16 protein-coding genes and 1 pseudogene are annotated in these 18,967 nt (G+C 61.3%); 14 read left to right on the top strand and 3 right to left on the bottom strand.

Annotated features, from left to right (window positions below; translation table 11 throughout):
- Window positions 1-104 precede the first annotated feature (104 nt).
- The 3 genes from CFI11_RS14970 (at window position 105) to CFI11_RS14960 (ending at window position 2,489) form a co-directional block, all read left to right on the top strand.
- Window positions 105-368: a hypothetical protein gene (locus CFI11_RS14970; protein ID WP_130407327.1), complete on the top strand. Its 264-nt coding sequence runs from the start codon at window positions 105-107 to the stop codon at window positions 366-368.
- Between the two features lie 85 nt (window positions 369-453).
- Window positions 454-1,227: a LuxR C-terminal-related transcriptional regulator gene (locus CFI11_RS14965; RefSeq protein WP_130407325.1), complete on the top strand. Its 774-nt coding sequence runs from the start codon at window positions 454-456 to the stop codon at window positions 1,225-1,227.
- Between the two features lie 140 nt (window positions 1,228-1,367).
- Entirely contained in the window at window positions 1,368-2,489 is a 1,122-nt protein-coding gene (locus tag CFI11_RS14960; RefSeq protein WP_130407323.1) for a hypothetical protein, read from the top strand.
- A gap of 22 nt (window positions 2,490-2,511) precedes the next feature.
- Here CFI11_RS14960 and CFI11_RS14955 read toward each other — a convergent pair whose 3' ends face one another.
- Complete coding sequence (locus CFI11_RS14955) at window positions 2,512-3,423, bottom strand: DUF5996 family protein (protein WP_130407321.1); 912 nt, start codon at window positions 3,421-3,423, stop codon at window positions 2,512-2,514.
- A gap of 238 nt (window positions 3,424-3,661) precedes the next feature.
- Here CFI11_RS14955 and CFI11_RS14950 point away from each other — a divergent pair, with 238 nt between their 5' ends.
- Complete coding sequence (locus CFI11_RS14950; protein WP_130407319.1) at window positions 3,662-4,030, top strand: MerR family transcriptional regulator; 369 nt, start codon at window positions 3,662-3,664, stop codon at window positions 4,028-4,030.
- Entirely contained in the window at window positions 4,021-4,620 is a 600-nt protein-coding gene (locus CFI11_RS14945; protein WP_130407317.1) for a short chain dehydrogenase, read from the top strand. Before CFI11_RS14950 ends, CFI11_RS14945 begins: the two co-directional genes overlap by 10 nt.
- Before the next feature lie 151 nt (window positions 4,621-4,771).
- Here CFI11_RS14945 and katG read toward each other — a convergent pair whose 3' ends face one another.
- Entirely contained in the window at window positions 4,772-6,949 is a 2,178-nt protein-coding gene (gene katG / locus CFI11_RS14940; RefSeq protein ID WP_130407315.1) for a catalase/peroxidase HPI, read from the bottom strand.
- Between the two features lie 163 nt (window positions 6,950-7,112).
- Here katG and CFI11_RS14935 point away from each other — a divergent pair, with 163 nt between their 5' ends.
- The 9 genes and pseudogenes from CFI11_RS14935 to CFI11_RS14895 all read left to right on the top strand — a co-directional run bounded on the left by CFI11_RS14935 (window position 7,113) and on the right by CFI11_RS14895 (window position 17,922).
- Window positions 7,113-8,030, top strand: a complete 918-nt coding sequence (locus CFI11_RS14935; RefSeq protein ID WP_130407313.1) for a hydrogen peroxide-inducible genes activator — start codon at window positions 7,113-7,115, stop codon at window positions 8,028-8,030.
- A gap of 368 nt (window positions 8,031-8,398) precedes the next feature.
- Complete coding sequence (locus tag CFI11_RS14930) at window positions 8,399-9,475, top strand: cytochrome-c peroxidase (protein ID WP_130407311.1); 1,077 nt, start codon at window positions 8,399-8,401, stop codon at window positions 9,473-9,475.
- A gap of 11 nt (window positions 9,476-9,486) precedes the next feature.
- Window positions 9,487-10,614 (top strand): cytochrome-c peroxidase, encoded by a 1,128-nt coding sequence (locus tag CFI11_RS14925; RefSeq protein ID WP_130407309.1) that lies wholly within the window; start codon window positions 9,487-9,489, stop codon window positions 10,612-10,614.
- A gap of 15 nt (window positions 10,615-10,629) precedes the next feature.
- Complete coding sequence (locus CFI11_RS14920; protein WP_130407307.1) at window positions 10,630-11,217, top strand: arsenate reductase (azurin) small subunit; 588 nt, start codon at window positions 10,630-10,632, stop codon at window positions 11,215-11,217.
- Between the two features lie 12 nt (window positions 11,218-11,229).
- On the top strand, window positions 11,230-13,905 hold the full coding sequence (locus tag CFI11_RS14915; protein WP_130407305.1) for an arsenate reductase (azurin) large subunit: 2,676 nt from the start codon (window positions 11,230-11,232) through the stop codon (window positions 13,903-13,905).
- Window positions 13,906-13,966: 61 nt separating this feature from the next.
- Entirely contained in the window at window positions 13,967-16,114 is a 2,148-nt protein-coding gene (locus CFI11_RS14910; RefSeq protein WP_130407303.1) for a HEAT repeat domain-containing protein, read from the top strand.
- Window positions 16,111-17,106 (top strand): annotated as a pseudogene (locus tag CFI11_RS24635) (molybdopterin molybdotransferase MoeA); the annotation flags it as partial. The gene CFI11_RS14910 and the pseudogene CFI11_RS24635, both read left to right, overlap by 4 nt.
- Before the next feature lie 51 nt (window positions 17,107-17,157).
- Window positions 17,158-17,388, top strand: a complete 231-nt coding sequence (locus CFI11_RS24630) for a hypothetical protein (RefSeq protein WP_254449095.1) — start codon at window positions 17,158-17,160, stop codon at window positions 17,386-17,388.
- An 18-nt stretch (window positions 17,389-17,406) separates the two neighbouring features.
- On the top strand, window positions 17,407-17,922 hold the full coding sequence (locus tag CFI11_RS14895; protein ID WP_371687434.1) for a DUF2478 domain-containing protein: 516 nt from the start codon (window positions 17,407-17,409) through the stop codon (window positions 17,920-17,922).
- A 97-nt stretch (window positions 17,923-18,019) separates the two neighbouring features.
- Here CFI11_RS14895 and CFI11_RS14890 read toward each other — a convergent pair whose 3' ends face one another.
- Window positions 18,020-18,943, bottom strand: coding sequence for a carbohydrate kinase (locus CFI11_RS14890; RefSeq protein WP_130407295.1), 924 nt, complete (start codon window positions 18,941-18,943; stop codon window positions 18,020-18,022).
- Between the last annotated feature and the right edge of the window lie 24 nt (window positions 18,944-18,967).

Genomic DNA, 18,967 nt, shown 5'->3' with positions numbered 1-18,967 from the left:
GTCCGTTTGGTCAGGTGCGAATCGCGCATTCTATTGCAATTAGTTTTCACGCAATTCGAAAGAGATTTGCGATACTAAATTTTAACGTGAAAAGGAGATTACTTATGGCTACAGTTGAACAATGGGAAACCCGGGACGAACTGGAAAGCGAGCCGACAAAGGTAAAGGAGGCGGGGGCTTACACTGCCAGCAGCTTCAAAGCGTCCACGATGGAGGTGGCCGTTTTTCTGAACGGCGGCTTCCGCGGCGTTGCGCCACAAGGGGACGACGGGCCCAAACTGTCCTGCAAGGTCGGTGATATTCTGACCGTCAAAGGCACCGGGCAGGGCGGCAGAGCCGCAGGGTCGTGGCGCTTCACCGGTTCCTGAGCGTTCGGTGGGGGAGGCTTGACAAACTTCCCCCATTTCCGATCCGTTCGTCGAGCCGATGTGATGTTGGAGTATTTGACAACCCATGGATGATCTCAGCGATATCGCCCTTCAGTTTCGCCAGCGTTCTTTGGCCGCTATGCGTTTCGACAGTTTCATGGACGTTTTCTATGAAACGCTCATGGATGCGGGCGTTGATGGGGTCTATTACTGGACCTATGACAAGGGCGCATTGCCGACGCTTCTGAAAGGGGTCGCTCAAGGCACGGGGATCGTCGCCGCTGCGCGTGGCCCGATGCGGTTGAAAGCGCTGGAGACGTTGTATTGGCGCAAGAAGTGGTACGAACACGATCCGTCGTTACAGGCCACCGAAGAGCGTACGATACCGTTTCGCACCCGGGATGTGACGCCGCGCAATGGCAAAAGATTGAAGATCTTCGACTATCTTGACGCCCTGCAGCGGTTTGGCATCACCGAAGATCTTTTTGTTCCGATCCATACGCCACGTCGGGTTCAGGCGCTTTATTTCTTCACACTTGGGGATCCGGCGAAGTCCGTCCTGTCGGGACAAGCCTGTATCGCACCGCTCACCGAATTGTCGTTCCTGTTCGGGAACGGTATCGCCGATTTCTGCCGCAAGCAGGCGCGCGAAACACCCGAAACCGATCTGACGATCCGGGAGCACGAATGCCTGCGACTGACCGCGCAGGGGTTTTCCACGCAAGAGATTGGCGACGCCCTGGGACTGAAGCCGCGAACGGCCAAGTTTCACGTCGAGAATATGATGCGCAAACTGGGTGCGCGCACGCGGGCTCAGGCGGTGGGAAACGCGGTCCGGTCCTTCATCCTGACGGATTAACCGGCACGATCGTCTGATCGGCGATCGTCTCTTTCAACCCAAAAGCGCCGGGCGAGCCGTTTGGCATTCCGCTTCGCCATCCGCGAAGACGGTTAAGTCGCGTGAAAATGTTATTTTAATTAAACACTTAGGAGAGCGCTATGACAGCAAATTCACTGACCATTCCGGAACTGAATAAAGAGCCGGCGGACGAAGATTTCGTGAACGTATTTGTCGATGCCAATGTGGATTTGTATGGCCGCATCATGCCCGAAGGCTTTCGGGGGCTCGCGGTCGAAAAGACATCTGAAGGCATTCGGGACATTCTGAAATTCTTTTCCTTTCCATCGCTCAACATCGTCTTCTCGGCGGCGGCCCGGCTGATGTACTTTACGGATCACAGCATGTTTCGGCACGTTGATCTTGAAGATCTTGAAGTGTCGATCTCGCTGCGTGGCTTGAACAAGGACGGTGAGGTGGCGCCTGAAGGCAGCCTTCGCATCCTCGGAATTGACCCTTTCGAGACCGAGGCCGAAACGGTGGTGATCGAGGGGACACCGGCCCCGGAAGGCGGGACCAATATCGAATTTTCGCCGGATATCGGGGCTATCCTGAAGAAAATCGAAGATCTGAAAGGCAAGGCACCGGATACGGGCCAGCCCAAAAAGGATCCAAAAGATCCCAAGGACCCTAAAGATCCTAAGACTGGCGATCCCGCGACGCGTCAGGCCGGTTACGGTGCGATGATCGCGGGTGTTGCGACCGTTGCCGCGCAAGGGCTGACGCTGGCGTTCAGCAAGAAGAAGAAACCCCCGAAGAAACGGCAAGTGACAAAGATCACCCAGATGGCGTCCTTCCGCTCACCGACCGAGTTCTGCTGGTATCTGACCAGCTTTGGAGAGGTGAAAAAGGACGGTACACATTTCGGGACCGCATTTCTGCAGGTCAGCCGGGATGTCACGCAGATCGAAATCACGGCGCGCATCCTGACGGATTGGAAATTGCGGGGCGACAAACACTACAAACGCCTGCGCAACCAGAACAGGGAGTTCAAGCGGACGATCTCTATCTTTCACGGGGACGTGCCCAAGACACCCACGTTGAGCGACTTTTCGGATGCCAGCAACATGCCCATCATGGTGCCGCGGTCGGATGTCCGTTCGCTTTTGGGCATCTCGGAGGCCGAGTTGAATGAGTTGATCGCGGCGGGAAAGCTGGATGCGTTCGGCGCCGATCTTGCCCGTGTCACCAAGGGATCGCTGGTGCGTCTGATCGGCGTTTGAGGGGCAAAGCGGGCATGGGGCGTCAGGTGTCCAGGTACTGATGGTGGTATTCGTCTACTTGCCAGCCCGATGCCTCTGCCCCCGCCGCATAGACGCTGTTCAGAAAGCTGAGCAGAGCCGCGCCGGGATCGGGGGAGCGCCGCATGTCATCGTATTTCAGGATCGCCAGAGCGCCGCCATTCTTGTCGTTCCAGACCGCCTCCCGGGGGCGCAGGGCGTGCCGGCTCAACCCCTTCGGTTCGGGATAGGCGTATCCATAAAAGGCAGGGTGCGGGAATGTGTCGTCGCCGGGCCAGAAACCGACCGAGATAACCTCGTGCGAATAGGCTTCCCGATCTGACTGGGTGCGCGCATTTTCCAGCGGGGCGGCGCGTCCTGAAAAGCGGGTTACGACCAGGTCGAACGAATGCCAATAAAGATGGACGGGCGTCTGCTTTCCCACGAATTGCCCACGATAAACCTCAAAGACCGACGCGATAGAGCAGAGCGCGCGCCAATAATTCGAGACTGCTGCGGTATCATATGCCCGATCCTGTGTATCTTCGGGAAAGCGGATCTTGCTTTTGTTGTCATAAGGCATCGTGTTGATCTGAACGGCGATCCCAAGTGATTGCAGACCACCAAAAAGCGCCTCATAAAATGCGGCAATGGACTTTCCCGCGACCGGAAAAGCGACGGTCCGGCCATCGTTTCTGCTGATCTCGACGCGGTGTTCAAGCATGTCATAGTCGATCTGAAAGCCGCCGGATGGATGGGGAATACGTCCGGTGGTCAGACCCCTTGCTGCAACATAGAGGGTCACGTGCCACCAGTGGTTCAGTTTCGGATGCGTCTTGAGGCGCACTTTCCCGATGATCTGCAAAAAGAGATGCAAGCTCTCCTTGCTGTCGACCCAGGCGGAATAGGGCAGCTGGGGCAAGGCGTTTTCTGACATTGGGCGATCCTTTCTGTAGGGTGGCGGCAAAGGGAGCATCACACATCTTTATGTCCTTGCCATAGCGGGTCCATGGTTCGGTCCCGTTGGTCGCGTGTTCTCGTTCCAGAAATCGCGCGCAACACCGGGTGTTGCCGGGGTCCGATGGCGATGTTGTCACCAAACTCACCATGCGACTTCCGCTTGACCTAAAGCAACTTGAGGCGTGTAGGGATGGAACCCGAAAGGGGGATTCACCATGAAGATATCAGAAATCGCCGAACGAACCGGTCTGACGATATCGGCCATTCGTTATTACGAAATGTCCGAGATTTGTCCGCCGATCGCCAGAGATCCCGATGGGACGCGTGTCTTCTCACCCACCGATCTCGACTGGTTGCTTTTGCTGTCCTCTCTGCGAAAGACCGGTATGCCGACTGCCGAGATGCAGAGATTTGCCGCCCTCTATCGCAGGGGGAATGAAACGGTTCCCGATCGCAAGCAGATGCTCATCGCGCATGCCGAGCGGCTGAGGGAACGGCGGGCGGAACTGGAAAACTGCGCCGATCTGCTGCGGCGAAAGCTGGCCAGATACGACGAGATCATCGAGGGTGCAGGATGCGCGTGATTGTCATCGGGGCGGCGGGAGATATCGGCGGGATTGTGTGTGAGACTTTGGGCGGGCAGCACGATATCATCAAGGCCGGCCGCACGACCGGAGATATCCAGGTCGATATTTCCGATCTTGGCGCGGTGCGGGACTTTTACCGCGATATCGGTGCGTTCGACGCGGTCGTGTCTTGCGCCGGTGACGTGGCCTTCGAGCCGTTGTCGAATTTCACGCAGGAGAGCTTCATGCATGGCCTGCGGCAGAAGGTTATGGGCCAGGTCAACCTGGTTCTTGCGGGCCGGGATGTGATTGCCGAAGGGGGGTCGTTTACCTTGACCAGCGGTGTTCTCGACCGCGATCCGGTGCCGATGGGAACGGGTGCCGCAACGGCCAATGGCGCCTTGGCGGGCTTTGTAAAAAGTGCGGCGCTCGAAATGTCACGCGGCGTCAGAGTGAATGTCGTCAGCCCTGGGCTGCTAAAAACCTCCGAGCGGCGCTACGGCGCGTGGTTTCCGGGACACAAGCCTGTCTTGTCAGAGGATGTTGGACGGGCCTACCGCAAAAGTGTTGAGGGTGCGCTGACCGGGCAGTTAATCATTGTTGCATGATCTGGCGTGTTGTGTGTGGCTGCTGATCGACCGGACAGGTTAGCCCGTGTGATCTGCGGGGATTGCGGGCGGTTGAGCGATTCGGGCCAAGTCCGTCTTGTCCGCGCACGGAAATGCCGGGCAGGATTATCCGCCCGGCACATTGTTTGGATCAGGCGACCAGATCGAAGCGGTCGGCGTTCATGACCTTGGTCCAGGCGGCAACGAAGTCCCGTGCGAATTTGCCGGTATTGTCGTCCTGGGCGTAGACCTCGGCGTAGGACCGCAGAATCGAGTTCGAGCCGAAGACCAGATCGGCACGGGTGGCCGTCCATTTCGTCTCGCCCGAGGCGCGGTCGCGGATCGCGTAGGTGCCATCGTCGGTCGGGTGCCAGCTGTTGCTCATATCCACGAGGTTCACGAAGAAGTCGTTGGACAGAGTGCCTTCGCGGTCGGTGAACACGCCATGCTTGCTGCCGCCGTGATTGGTGCCCAGAACCCGCATGCCGCCGATCAATACGGCCATTTCACCGGCTGTCAGACCCAGAAGCTGGGCGCGGTCGAGCATCATTTCCTCGGTGCTGACCGAATAGTCTTCCTTCTGCCAGTTCCGGAAGCCGTCGGCCAGCGGTTCAAGCGCGTCAAAGGAGGGGCCATCGGTCTGTTCGTCCGTCGCGTCGCCCCGACCAGGTGCGAAGGGCACGGTCATGTCGAACCCGGCGGCCTTGGCGGCACGTTCGACCCCGACATTGCCGGCCAGAACGATCACATCGGCCAGCGATGCGCCGGTCTCGGCGGCGATGGGCTCCAGCACGCCCAGTACCTTGGCCAGACGCTCGGGCTCGTTGCCGTCCCAGTCCTTTTGCGGCGCGAGGCGAATGCGGGCCCCGTTGGCGCCGCCACGCTTGTCAGAGCCGCGGAAGGTCCGCGCGCTGTCCCAGGCGGTGGTGATCATGTCCGAGATCGACAGGCCGCTTTCGGCGATCTTGGCCTTGACCGCATCCACGTCGTAGCCGGTGTTGCCAGCGGGCACCGGATCTTGCCAGATCAGGTCCTCTGCCGGCACTTCGGGCCCGATATACCGCACCTTCGGTCCCATGTCGCGGTGGGTCAGCTTGAACCAGGCGCGGGCGAAGGTGTCGCGGAAATAGGCCTCATCCGCCATGAATTTCTGACAGATCTCGTTGTAGATCGGATCGACCTTCATCGCCATGTCGGCATCCGTCATCATCGGCATGCGGCGCACGGACGGATCGCTGGCATCGACCGGCATATCCTCTTCCTTGATGTCGATCGGCTCCCACTGGTTTGCGCCGGCGGGTGATTTGGTCAGTTGCCATTCATAACCGAAGAGCAGCTTGAAATAGCCCATGTCAAAGGTCGTCGGCTCGGTCGTCCAGGCGCCTTCGATGCCGGATGTGATGAGCGAGCTGGCCTTGTCGGTCTGGTTGGGGTTGGCCCAGCCAAAGCCTTGACCTTCGAGGCCCGCGGCCTCTGGCTCTGCGCCCAGAAGGCTGGCATCGCCGTTACCATGCGCCTTGCCGACGGTATGGCCTCCTGCAGTCAGGGCCGCGGTTTCCTCGTCATTCATCGCCATCCGCGCAAAGGTTTCACGGACGTGATGCGCGGTCCGGGCCGGGTCGGGCTGACCGTTCACGCCTTCGGGATTGACGTAGATCAGGCCCATATGGACGGCGGCCAGCGGGTTGGCAAGTGTGGAGGCGTCATCGAGATCGGCGTAGCGCTCTTCACTGGGCGCCAGCCACTCGGTCTCGGCCCCCCAATAGGTGTCGATCTCGGGTGCCCAGATGTCTTCACGGCCGAACGCGAAACCGAAGGTTTTCAGACCCATCGACTCGTAAGCCGCGTTGCCGGCGAGGATGAACAAATCCGCCCAGGACAGCTTGTTGCCGTATTTCTTCTTGATCGGCCACAAAAGGCGCCGCGCCTTGTCGAGGCTGGTGTTGTCGGGCCAGGAATTCAGTGGTGCAAAACGCAGGTTGCCGGACCCGGCACCGCCACGCCCGTCGGAAAGCCGGTAGGAGCCCGCCGCATGCCAAGCCATGCGGATCATCAGGCCGCCATAATGGCCGTAATCCGCCGGCCACCAGTCCTGGCTGTCGGTCATCAGCGCATAGAGGTCTTGCTTGACGCCGTCGAAGTCGAGGGTCTTGACCTCTTCGCGGTAGTCGAAATCCTCGTCCATCGGATTGGTCCGCGCGCCATGCTGGTGCAGGATGTCGAGGTTGAGGCCATTGGGCCACCAGCCCGTGACCGATTTGCTGGAGGCTGTATTGCCCCCATGCATTACAGGGCATTTGCCCACCAGGTTCAGATTGTCTCCGTCCATGTCATCCTCTCTTTGCTGCAATGGCCGTGGCCAGATGAAGGGACAAGCGGACCGCGCGCTCACCTTGTGTGAGCCAGCATCGGCACCCTCGCTGGAATCATTCTAACAAGACGAATGGATAATGTGGAATTGAATAATCTAACCAGAGTGATAAATTTCTCTAATGATAAACGTGACCATCAAACACCTCCGTTATTTCGATGCTTTGGCGCGCCACGGCCACTTTGGACGGGCGGCAGAAGCCTGTGCAATCACGCAACCGGCCATGTCGATCCAGATCAAGGAGTTGGAGACCATGCTTGGCTCACCGCTGGTGGAGCGGGGGCCTCGCCAGGTCCGGTTGACGCCGCTCGGAGAGGATTTTGCCGAAAGGGCTCGCGACATCCTGCGCTCGGTCGATGAGCTTTCCGATCTCGCGCGCGCCGCTGACGGCCCTCTGATCGGACGTTTGCGGGTCGGCGTCATCCCGACGGTCGCGCCTTATCTCTTGCCGGAGGTCATAAAGTCCCTGTCGGGGCGTTTCCCCTCGCTCGATCTGCAGCCAAGGGAGGCCAAGACCGAGCGCCTGATCGAGGATCTGCTGGAATCGCGTCTGGATCTTGCCATTGTCGCGCTCCCGATTTCGGAACCGGCGTTGCGGGAATTTGCGCTTTTCGAAGAAGACTTCGTGCTCGTTCGCCCGTCGGAGGAGGTCGGCATGCCGATCCCAAGCCCCGAGGGATTGCTGAAGATGCGCCTTCTGCTGCTGGAGGAGGGGCACTGCTTCCGCGATCAGGCGCTGTCGTTCTGCGAGGCGACCCCCACGGCCACGAGGAACCTGATGGAAGGCAGTTCGCTCTCTACCCTGGTACAGATGGTGGGGGCGGGGATCGGCGTGACGCTGATCCCGGAAATGGCGATGCCGCTTGAGACACAGGCCGCGCAGGTTTCGGTTGCCCGGTTCAAGAAACCCTCACCCTCGCGCACGATCGGCATGGTCTGGCGTAAAACGACGCCGCTGTCGGATCAGTTGATGGAAATCGGCGGGATCGTGCGGCGTGTGGGCACGGCCACCCGCGATGCCGCGCGGCTTGCGGGGTGATACAGGGCAGGCGGGTCGGGGCAATCTGTTCCGAAACACACTTCGTCTTGATCCACGTCAAAGAAAAATTTCCCAAAGGTGTTAACCTTTTCCCTGTAAGTGCCGCGATCCTAATCAAACGGGGAAAGGCCTATGACCTAATCCGATCCTTTGACGCTTTTCCGCGCCAAATCCCTACTTAAATCCTTGTCGTTCCAAGACAATCCGCAGGTCCGCCGTTCCACGCGGGCCGTCTAGCTATGGTTGCGTTTTGCGCCGCATCTTTTGCGGCCACGCCCGGCCTTTGGCCTTGGGCGGACGCCTGAGCTTTGTCCGCCGGACCATTTCGGGCCCGGTGGCGATCCCACAGCCAAAATGGAGGGAACCCCATGTTATCGAGATGCCTGCTGACGGGCGTGCTGCTGTTGAGCAGTGCCGCCGCAGCACAGGAGGCCGTGACGCCCGAGGAGGCGCTGGAGGTCGATGCGGCCCGCGCCGAGCTGGGCAAGCGGCTCTTCTACGACACGCGGCTGTCGGGGGATACGACGCTGTCCTGCGCCTCATGTCACCAGCCGGACAAAGCTTTTACCGACGGCGAGGCGCTGTCGGCGGCCTATACGGGCGGAGCGCATTTCCGCAACACGCCCACGCTGGCCAATGTGGGATATCGCGACGCCTGGCTGCATGACGGGCGTCTGGGCACCGACCTCAACGACGTCGCGCGGGAGATGATCACCGAAACCTACCTGATGAACATGGACATGCGCATCATGCAGGAGCGGCTGAAACAGGATCCCGTCTATGTGGAGATGTTCGCAGCCGCCGGCATGTCCGAGCCGTCGAATGGTGGTGCGCGCAACGCGCTGATGGGCTTCATGAAGACAATCCAGTCCCGCAACGCGCCTTACGACACCGGAGAGATGAGTGCCGCCGCCCAGCGCGGGCAGGCAATCTTTGAGGGCAAGGCCCAGTGTTCCGCCTGTCATTCCGGCGCCCGCTTCACGGATGATCAACCTTACAACATCGGCGTCCCCAACAACCCCGACATCTGGTCCGATCCCGAGCGGCATTCGGTCTATGTCACCTATGCAAAGTTCTTCGGCGTGCCGGGCTACATGAACCTCAGAGAGGATATCGGCGCTTACATCCGCACCCACCGGGAGGAAACACGCCGGTCCTTCCTGACCCTTACGCTGCGAGAACTGACCTATACCGCCCCTTACATGCACAACGGCGTTTTCGGCACGCTGGATGAGGTCGTGGATTTCTACGATGCCGGCGGTGGAAGCGATCCGCTCAAGGATGCGCGGCTGAAACCGCTGGGGCTGATCCCGTCGGAGAAGGCCGACCTGGTCGCCTTCCTTGAGAGCCTGTCGGGCGAGAGCTTTGACACCGATGCCTATGTCTGGCGCGAAGACGACTTCGATTACGAGGTGATCGAAGACTGGCGCAACCTGCAGAACTGACGGAGGCCGCAATGACATTCCGCATATCACTAACCGCCTTGGCCGTCGCGGGGCTGACCGTCGCTGCGACAGCGCAGGAAAATCCGCGCCCGGACACGCTGGCAGCGCTTGGCCCGCCGCCGATCCCGGCGGACAACCCGATGACCGATGCCAAGATCGAGCTGGGAAAGAAGCTCTTCTTCGATCCGATCCTGTCGGGCAATTACGGCATGCCCTGTTCGGCCTGTCACCGGCCCGAGGCGGGCTGGGCCGTGCAAGACAAGATCAGCTTTGGCTATCCCGGCACCACCCATTGGCGCAACAGCCAGACCATCATCAACTCGGCGTATTACGGCAAGCTGTTCTGGGCGGGCGCTTCGCCGTCGCTGGAGCATCAGGCCCGCGCCGCCGCGCGGGGCGGTGTCGCTGGCAACGGCGAGGATGACCAGATGGAGGCGCGGCTGGCCTTCGTCCCCGAATATCGTGCCGCCTTTCAGGAGGTGTTCGGCGATGACTGGCCCTCGGTCCGCCACGCTTATATGGCCATTGCCGCCTACCAGCGGACATTGGTGCAGACCGACACACCGTTCGATCTTTATATGAACGGCGACGACGATGCGCTGAGCGCGGCCCAGAAACGGGGGCTGGAGCTTTTCGCGGGCAAGGCCAATTGCACCGCCTGCCACAACGGCCCGCTTCTTTCGGACGAGGCGTACTATAACATCGGCGTGCCGCCCTTTGACGGATGGGAGGACGATGAACTGGCGCAGATCACCTTCCGGTTCGAGCTTTATTCCAAGGGTGTCACCGAAGAGAAGTACCGCAAGCTCAAGGACGATCCGGGCCTTTACTTCCGCACCAAGCAGGAGGCGGATATGGGCAAGTTCCGCGTGCCCAGCCTGCGCTACACCCAATACACCTTTCCCTACATGCATAATGGCATGCTGGAGACGCTCGCCGACGTGGTCGAGTTCTACGACCAGGGCGGGGGTGAGAACGAGTTTGCCGCCAACAAATCCGCTCTGATCCAGCCGCTGGGCCTTACCGACACCGAAAAGGCCGATCTGGTGGCCTTCCTTGAATCGCTCTCGGGCGAAGAGATGCTGGTCGATGACCCGGACCTGCCCGAGATGGAACCGCTGCCCATGGCGCAGAACTGACGAGGAGTGACAGATATGAGCAACGTAGACACACAGATCCTCGCAGCCATCAATGGCGAGAATGGCGAAGCCCAGAAGGCGGGCACGCGAAAGTGCCTGATGAACCGGCGGCAATTCCTGCTGACCAGCGGGATCGCCACCTCGGTTGTGATGGTGGGCATCCCGGGATTGCCGGAGGCGCAGACCCCGGCGGCGATCTCGACCTATCCCCGCAAGCGGGTCGGCAAACTGAGCGAGTTGCAGGTCGATGAACCCTTCGACTTCGAATATCCCGATGAGGGGCAATATGCGGAATCGATCCTCGTCAAGCTGGGCCGCGAGGCGGGCGGCGGGATCGGGCCGGACAAGGATGTGGTTGCCTTCAACTACACCTGCACCCATCAGGGCGGGCCGCTGCAGGGCACCTATCAGGCCGCCGACAAGGCGCTGGGGCCGTGTCCGCTGCACCTGACCACCTTCGATCTGACCCGCCACGGGATCTTCATCTCGGGCCAGGCGTATCAGTCGCTGCCGCAGGTACTTTTGGAGCTCGACGGCGACGACATCTACGCCGTTGGCATGTTCGGCCTGATCTACGGCCGGTTCGACAATCTTCAGGGTTGAGGAGGAACATCCATGTCCACACCCTATTACGTTCCCGAAACCTCCGTCCCGCTGCCGCCCCCCGATGCAGAGGTGATCGCAACGGCCTGCGATTACTGCGTCGTTGCCTGCGGCTACAAGGTCTATCGCTGGCCCGTCGCCGGTGGCCGCGTGGGCGGCCCGCAGGCCGACCAGAACGCCTTTGGCGAGGATTTCCCGGTGGCGCCGCTGGGCGCCTGGGTCGCGCCCAACCAGCACAACATCGTGCTGCACAACGGCGCGCCGCATCACGTGGTCATCGTACCCGACAAGGACACCGAGTTTGTCAACTACACGGGCAATTCCTCGATCCGCGGCGGGGCGCTGGCCAAGAAGGTCTATAACCCGCAATCGCCCACACGCGACCGGCTGCAATCCCCCATGGTGCGGATGTTCGGTGTGCTGATGCCGGTTACATGGGACTTTGCCCTCGATATCGCGGCAGAGGTCGGCAATTACGTGCTCGAAAAGCACGGCACCAACGCTTACGGGGTCAAGACGTTCTCCTACGGGTTCATGGAGAACACTTATGCGATTTCGAAATACGCCCTGCGTCACGTGCGGACGGCGAATTTCACTTTCCACGACACGCCGTCCGATGTGACCTCCACCCCTGGTTTCAGGGATGCGGGGTTCGACAATTTCGGGCCAAGCTATGATGACTGGGAAGAGGCCGAATGCCTGCTGATGTGCGGCACGGATCCTTACGAGTCGAAAACCATCCTCTTTACCGACTACATCATGCCGGCCATCCAGGGTGGACAAAAGGCAATCTTCCTTCTGCCCCGGCGAACCGGCGGGACGGCTTTTGCCGAAAAAAACGGCGGGATGGTCATCGACATTCAGCCGGGCACGGACCTGCCTGTCGTGCTCGCGATTGCAAGGGTCATTGTCGAGAACGGCTGGGAGGATGCCGAGTGGATCAAAAAGTGGGTCAATAACAAGTGGGAAAGCTCATCAGGCTTTGGCCAGGGTACCCGCAACACGCCGTGGCAGTGGCGCACGACCTGGGGCAAGTTCCAGACCGACGGCTTTGACGACTGGAAGGACTGGCTGCTGGCGCAGGACTATGCCCAACCGGAAAAAGCGGCCGAGATCGCCCAGATCGACGTGCAGAAGATCTATACCGCCGCGGAATGGATGGCCAAACCGAAGGAGGATGGTACCCGGCCCAAAACCTCGATCATGATCGAGAAGGGGTTTTACTGGTCCAACAACACCGGCAACACGCAGGCCATCTCGGCCCTTGGCATCGTGTGCGGCTGCGGCGGGCGCCCCGGGCAAGTGATCGGGCGCGCCGGTGGCCACCAGCGGGGCGGGCTGCGTGGCGGAAGCTATCCGCGCAATAAGAGCCCCGAAAAGCTGCCCGGACGGCGGCGGCGTGCGATGGATACCGACCGCTATCTGATGAGCGGGCATACGCGGCTCGCGCATGTGATCGGTACGACCTGGGTCCAGGCCATGTGCGGCAGCCAGTCGCTGCAGGCCAAGTTTGACGAGCTGACCACCCGCAACCCGCATCAGGTCATGTCCTTTGAAAAACAGGACATCATCGACACGCTCAAGCGCAGGGTGGATTCCGGCGGTATGGTCGTCTGGAACCAGGACATCTATCTCGTCGATCCCATCGGCGCGCGCTATGCCGATATCGTCTTCCCGGCCTCCGGCTGGGGGGAGGAGAGCTTTACCCGCGCCAATGGCGAACGCCGTCTCAGGCTTTATCCCAAGTTCTACGACGCGCCCGGCGATGCGAAACCCGATTGGTGGATCATCGCGCAACTCGCGCAGAAAATGGGGTTCGAAGGGTTCGACTGGTCCAATTCTAACGATGTGCTGGAGGAGGGCGCACGCCATTCCCGTGGCTCGCGCAAGGATTTCAACATGGTGCTCGTCGCCGCACGGCGCGAAGGCAAGACCCTGCACGAGAAATTCGCGGAGTTCGGCACGAACGGGATCCAGGGCCCCGTGCTGATGGACAAGGACGGCAATCTGATCGAGACCAAGCGCCTGCACGACGTCGACCGCGTCCTGCCCGAGGAGGGGCCGGCGGGCGCCAATGTCTTCAACAAGAAGCTCACGCATTTCAACAGCCAGACCGGCAAGTGCAACATCCAGAAGGCGCCGTGGGATCTGTTCTCCAGCTATTGGGACTGGCTGAAGCCGCGCGAGGACGAGCTTTGGATCACCTCCGGTCGTATAAACGAGCGCTGGCAATCGGGCTATGACGACCGGCGGCGGCCCTACATCGTGCAGCGCTGGCCGGAGAACTGGATCGAGATCCACCCAAAGGCGGCTAAGGCAAGGGGCATCGAAAGCGGCGATTACGTGCAGGTCTTCTCGGACCGGATCCCGGTACAGAAGGACACGATCGTGGGGGTCGAAGGGTCGGATTTCGACTTTGCGGAGTTGCTCAAGAACGGCCATATCGAGCTGACCCGCGCCTCCATCACGGCGGTGGCCATTGTGACCCCGGCGGTCAAGGAGAACCTGGGCTACATGGACTTTTTGCACACCGCCCAACCCGCCAATGCCCTGGCCGGGCGCGTCGTCGACTGGATCAGCGGCAATTACAACTACAAGATGGGCGTCGGCAAGATCCGCAAGATGGGCGAGAGCCCTTACAAGCACCAGTTCCGCTCGATGTCGTTCGCCCGCCGCGACATTGCCTGACGGCTGCTGACCCAAGAGCCCGGCGCCAGACCGCGCCGGGCTGTGTTCGAGGGAGATTTTGATGCGTGACTTTGCCTACGATACCCCGTTGCCGGCAGACTGGATGACACCGCTGCTGTCCTATGCAGCCTCCGAAAATGAGGTGCTGCGCTCTGCGGCCATCGGAACGCTTGCAGCGCTTCCGGCGGGGACGCAGGACGTGCGCGAAACACTTCTTGCCGCCCTTTTGGATCAGGATCCCGACATTCGCGCCGACGCGATGGAAGGGTTGACCCATCATGGTACGCAGGACGACGCAGAGACGATCCGCCTCTCTCTGGCAGGCGATCCGGTGCGCGAGGTTAAGGTTGCGGCAATCGCCGCTCTTGCCCGCTTGCAGGACAAGGATGCCTTTGGCCTGCTGCGGCGGCTTGTCCTTTCCCGAGCCGAAGATGAGGTCGCGTGGGAAGACGAGGGCAGCGATTGGGAAGACTGGCTGGATGTGCAGATCGCGGCCATCGCGGCACTCGGTCAGATGGGCGCGGTGGAGGCGATCGAAGACATGCTTGCGGCGCGCGATGACGAATTGGGCCAGACCCTGGATGGGCCGGTCTTTGAGGCGCTGTCGTGTCTGGGTCAGGCGGGGTTGTCTTGGCTTTTGGCCATCGTCGAGGTTGAACACGGGCTGGCCGCACGACGCGCAGCCGAGGTCCTGTCCCGCAAAGCCCCTGGTGATCTTGCGGCGCATCTCGACATGCTGGTCGGATCCCGGGATCCCAGGCTTCGATTGGTCGGCGTCGGATGCCTCGACCCGGGCGCGACTGAATTGGCCGGATGCGTGAGAACGGATCCCAATGCCGATGTGAGACGGGCGGCACTGCTTCGCGCCGCTGATGCGCAGCCCATGCTGGTCCTCGATGCCCTCTCTGACCCGGCGCCGGAGGTTCAGGCCACAGCGCTTGCATGCCTGAGCCCGGCGGAGGGAGCGGATCTGCAGGAGGATCTGATCGCCAACATGCTGGCCTGGCTTCAGGGCGGGCCTGCCGTGCTGATGACACAAGCGGCGCGGTCCTTGCCCGACTGGGCGCCGGAGCAGGCCGCGGCGGCCCTTTTGCGGCTGATTGACGATAGGGCCCGCCCGCTTGAGGCTCGGCTGGCAGCAACCAGATCCCTTGCCAAGGTCCAGCCTGCTGTTCCCTGTGACGCGCTTGTGGCTTTGCTGGGCAATCCCGCGCAGCAAGTGCGGACCGCGACGTTAATCCTCCTGCGTGACCGGGCCGCGCTGGGCGATGAGACCGCGCAGGACCTCCTGGCCAAGCTGATCGCCGGTACTGATCCCGATGCCGCGCCTCCCAGCCCGGCAGAAAGCGCGGATATCGAGACGAGGCGTCCGGATCTGGATTCGGTCCAGCCTAGCCTTCATATCACGCCGAACGGTGAAATCGTCCGCTCCGCACCGCAGGATGCAGGGACGGCGCCGCCGGATGGTCAATCAACGCTGTCGGAGATCCTCGCCCGAAGCCACAACTTGCAAAGCAAGGACATCTCATCTGAGCGGGGCGGGAACAAGGCACGCAAGCGCTGCTCTGTCGAAGGGCCCGAGGACATCTCACTAGCCATATCGCGCGAAGCGATGGCGATTGCCGCGATGCTTGCTGGACAGAAGATCGAAAGATCCCTCATGATCTGGGCCGCAGATCCCGGCAATCCACTATACCGGTCGGCTTGGCAGGCCCTTGCCCAGCGCAAGTCCCGGCACGCTCTGGACGCGGCCGCAGCCCGCCTCGCGCTGCGGGCCGTGGCGGGTGAGGACGCTGTTGTGCGATTGGCCGCGCTGCAGGTTCTGTCGGGTTATCCCGAAGGGGATGCCGCACGCAAAGCGGCACATCGTGATCCTGATCCTCTTATCCGCGCCGAAGCCATCGGCTGGTTAAAGCCCGAAGACCTGCCGTCTGCTGTCGCAGACGACGCTCTGCCGGTTCGCCGCGCTGCGGTCGCGCGCCTGTTGTCGTCGGGAAGCGCCGCCCAGATCGCCCACGCGGTCGAGGCGCTCATGCGGGCCGAACGGAAGGATGCCCTCTGTGACCTCGTCGCGGGATCACGCGAAGCGATGTCCCTGGTGCTGGAAAAGCTGGCCGCCACGCACCTCAGCGGACGTCAGGCGCTTGTTGCATTGGCGGCGCTGGGCGCGGCCCATGCCCGGATGAGGGCTGAGGGAGCAAGCGTATGAACGTTCAGGATCGGATCGAAGCGGATGGATGCGCCTGTTGCGCGCGCATGTCTTCGAAACCTCTGATCGAGGTGGAGGACGCGCTGGCGCGGATCGCCCGAATTGTTCCGCCGCCGCAAGTGCCTGAGAGGTGCTCGCTTCAGCAGGCCAAGGGGCGCGTTCTCGCGCGACCCGTGGTGAGCCGCGCACCGATGCCGCTCTTCGACAATGCTGCGATGGACGGCTATGCAGTCGCGACATCTGATCTGAAAGGCGATGGCCCTTAGCGCCTTGCGGTCAGGGGCAGGGTGCCTGCCGGAAGCGCGCCGCAGGGGCCCCTCTGCCCCGGCACGGCTCATCGCATCTTTACCGGCGCGCCTGTGCCAGAGGGGTCAGATGCCGTTGTCATGCAAGAAGACGTCGTGCGCGACGGCGATTTCGTTGTGCTGAACAGGGCGGTGCATCCTGCCCAGCACATCCGCTTTGCCGGAGAAGAGCGCGAGGCCGGTAGCGCCCTGGTGCCGCCCGGCGTATTGCTTGGCCCCCGCGAAATCGCCGCCTCGGCAGCGGCCGGGCAAGACTGCGTCGCGGTCAGGCCCAGACTTCGCCTCGCAATTCTGACCAGTGGAGATGAGGTGCGAGAGAGCGGATCCGACTTGTCCGAGGGAGAGATCTGGGACGTCAACGCGCCGATGCTGCAGGCGGCGCTGACATCGCCTGCCACAGAGATTGTCGATATCGTTCATGTCGCCGACAATCCGGGCGCCGTGTTGCGCGCGATCGCCGCTCTGGTGCCACGCGTCGATCTTTTGGTGACATGCGGCGGGGTTTCCGTTGGCGAGGAAGATCATATGAAGCAGGTCATCCACGCGCTGGGAGGAGAAACTCTTTTCAGCGGTGTCGCGCTGAAGCCCGGCAAGCCCGTAACCTTAGGGCGTGTGGGAAACTGTCATTGGCTGGGACTGCCCGGCAATCCCCTCTCCGCCTTCGTGACGTGGCAGCTTTTCGGCAAACCGCTTTTGCAGGTGCTGAGCGGCGTGGCGCGGTCCGCCGTCCCACGGCGTATGGTCGTTCTGAACGAAGCGGTGTCTCATAAAGCCGGGCGCTGCGAGATCAGGCCTGCCCGTCTTTGTGGGCCTGATATGCAGGGTCGCGACCGTGTGATCTGCGAGCCTGGATTGAATTCGGCACGGATTGCCAGCTTGCATGCGACCGATGGCCTCTTGTTTCTACCGTCCGAAGTGGACCATCTTCCTCAAGGGTCTCTTGTCGAGTTCCAGCCGTTTTACGATTGAAAGGATCCAGCGATGCACATGGCCTATACCATGGCGCCCGGGCGCGGAGATACCGACCTTTTGCTTTTTCAACTGGCCAAGGCGCTTTTGGCGCGGGGTGTGAAGGTGACTGGCACGGTGCAAATCAATACCGAACGGCCCTGCAATGGACCTTGCGATATGGATGTGAACGTTTTGCCGGACGGCCCGGTGATCCGGATTTCGCAGACGCTGGGTGTTGAGGCCCGGGGCTGTCGGCTGAACCCATCCGCACTGGAAGAGGCGGTCGGTCTGGTTTCTCAGCGTGTGTCGCAGGAAACGGGCTGTCTGATCGTCAACAAATTCGGAAAGCACGAAGCCGAAGGGCGCGGTTTCCGGACGGTGATGGCAGAGGCGCTCGCCCTTGATGTACCGGTGCTGGTGGGACTCAACGCGCTCAACAAGGACGCATTTTTGGAGTTTAGCGGGGATTTCGCCGTCGAGCTTCCACCTGATGTTGCGGCGCTAGAAAGCTGGCTGTTGACCAGCATGCAGAACGATGAAGCCGCAGCATAGCAGCAACGGTCAATAGATCTGCGGGGAGAGCCCCATCCGGGGTTCTGCTGCGGTGTCTCAGTCCGCCGTCCAGCGAAGCCGGTGAACGAAGGGGCGATCAGAGTTCGTGAGCCCAGGGCGGGTTCGCCCCGGCGCGCGACACCGTGATTGCCGCGACCCGGGCGCCAAATTCAAGAGCGTCCCGCAAGTCTGACGCAGACAGCGCGGACAGTTCCTCGCGCCCCAGCCGACCCATGTTTTGAAGGGCAAACAGGAGGCCCGCATTGAACGTGTCACCGGCGCCAACCGTGTCCACGCTTTCGGTTTTGATCGCGGCGACATCGACACGTTGGTCGCGCACAAAGCCCGTGGCGCCGTCTCCTCCGCGGGTCAGCACGACGATGCGGGGTCCCATCTTGCGCAGCGCGGCGGCCTTTTCCTCGATCGGGGCGGACCCTGCGATGATCCAGTCAAGATCCTCGTCCGATACCTTGACCAGATCGGCCTGAGAGATCACGCGGTTCAGCCGATGTCTGTAGGTGCCTTCGTCGGAGGCGAACCCGAGACGGACATTCGGATCTACGATAATGCTGCGGGTCTCTCTTTCCCGTTGCAGCACCGCGGCATATGCATCCGCGGCTGGTTCACAGGCCAGACTGATGCCGCCGAAATACAACGCGGTGACCGGAGCTTTAAGGGTCGGCATGTCCTCTGTGCGCAAGAGCCGTCCGGCGGAGTTTTCATCGTAGAATGAATAGCTTGCTTGCCCGTCCTGTAGATGAACCATGGCAAGCGTCGTGAGCCGGTCCGATGTGATGACATGAGAAAGATCAACGGCACTTTCGCGCAGCGCGGCGCTGAGCTGATCGCCAAAACGATCGGTGGAAAGGCCGGTCAGCAACCCGACCTCAGCGCCCAGCCGGCCCAAGGCAAGGGCCGTGTTGAACACCGCCCCTCCGGTATGCGGCCGGTAGAGGATCTGGCCGTCGTCGGTGACGACCGGGATCATGTCGATCAGAGCTTCGCCACAGCAAAGGATCATCGGACCTGCTGCATCTGTGACGTG

Source organism: Thalassococcus sp. S3, from assembly GCF_004216475.1.
Lineage (GTDB): Bacteria > Pseudomonadota > Alphaproteobacteria > Rhodobacterales > Rhodobacteraceae.
Note: the sequence above shows the minus strand (reverse complement) of the source record. Positions and strands in the feature narration are given on the sequence as shown.

Excerpts from the sequence above, each read along its gene's own strand:
- CFI11_RS14935 (WP_130407313.1), top strand. The coding sequence starts at position 7,113 with ATGATAAACGTGACCATCAAACACCTCCGTTATTTCGATGCTTTGGCG.
- CFI11_RS14970 (WP_130407327.1), top strand. The coding sequence starts at position 105 with ATGGCTACAGTTGAACAATGGGAAACCCGGGACGAACTGGAAAGCGAG.
- CFI11_RS24630 (WP_254449095.1), top strand. The coding sequence starts at position 17,158 with ATGGTCGTTCTGAACGAAGCGGTGTCTCATAAAGCCGGGCGCTGCGAG.
- CFI11_RS14930 (WP_130407311.1), top strand. The coding sequence starts at position 8,399 with ATGTTATCGAGATGCCTGCTGACGGGCGTGCTGCTGTTGAGCAGTGCC.
- CFI11_RS14955 (WP_130407321.1), bottom strand. The coding sequence starts at position 3,423 with ATGTCAGAAAACGCCTTGCCCCAGCTGCCCTATTCCGCCTGGGTCGAC.
- CFI11_RS14925 (WP_130407309.1), top strand. The coding sequence starts at position 9,487 with ATGACATTCCGCATATCACTAACCGCCTTGGCCGTCGCGGGGCTGACC.
- CFI11_RS14920 (WP_130407307.1), top strand. The coding sequence starts at position 10,630 with ATGAGCAACGTAGACACACAGATCCTCGCAGCCATCAATGGCGAGAAT.
- CFI11_RS14965 (WP_130407325.1), top strand. The coding sequence starts at position 454 with ATGGATGATCTCAGCGATATCGCCCTTCAGTTTCGCCAGCGTTCTTTG.
- CFI11_RS14910 (WP_130407303.1), top strand. The coding sequence starts at position 13,967 with ATGCGTGACTTTGCCTACGATACCCCGTTGCCGGCAGACTGGATGACA.
- CFI11_RS14960 (WP_130407323.1), top strand. The coding sequence starts at position 1,368 with ATGACAGCAAATTCACTGACCATTCCGGAACTGAATAAAGAGCCGGCG.
- CFI11_RS14945 (WP_130407317.1), top strand. The coding sequence starts at position 4,021 with ATGCGCGTGATTGTCATCGGGGCGGCGGGAGATATCGGCGGGATTGTG.
- CFI11_RS14915 (WP_130407305.1), top strand. The coding sequence starts at position 11,230 with ATGTCCACACCCTATTACGTTCCCGAAACCTCCGTCCCGCTGCCGCCC.
- katG (WP_130407315.1), bottom strand. The coding sequence starts at position 6,949 with ATGGACGGAGACAATCTGAACCTGGTGGGCAAATGCCCTGTAATGCAT.
- CFI11_RS14950 (WP_130407319.1), top strand. The coding sequence starts at position 3,662 with ATGAAGATATCAGAAATCGCCGAACGAACCGGTCTGACGATATCGGCC.
- CFI11_RS14895 (WP_371687434.1), top strand. The coding sequence starts at position 17,407 with ATGGCCTATACCATGGCGCCCGGGCGCGGAGATACCGACCTTTTGCTT.
- CFI11_RS14890 (WP_130407295.1), bottom strand. The coding sequence starts at position 18,943 with ATGATCCTTTGCTGTGGCGAAGCTCTGATCGACATGATCCCGGTCGTC.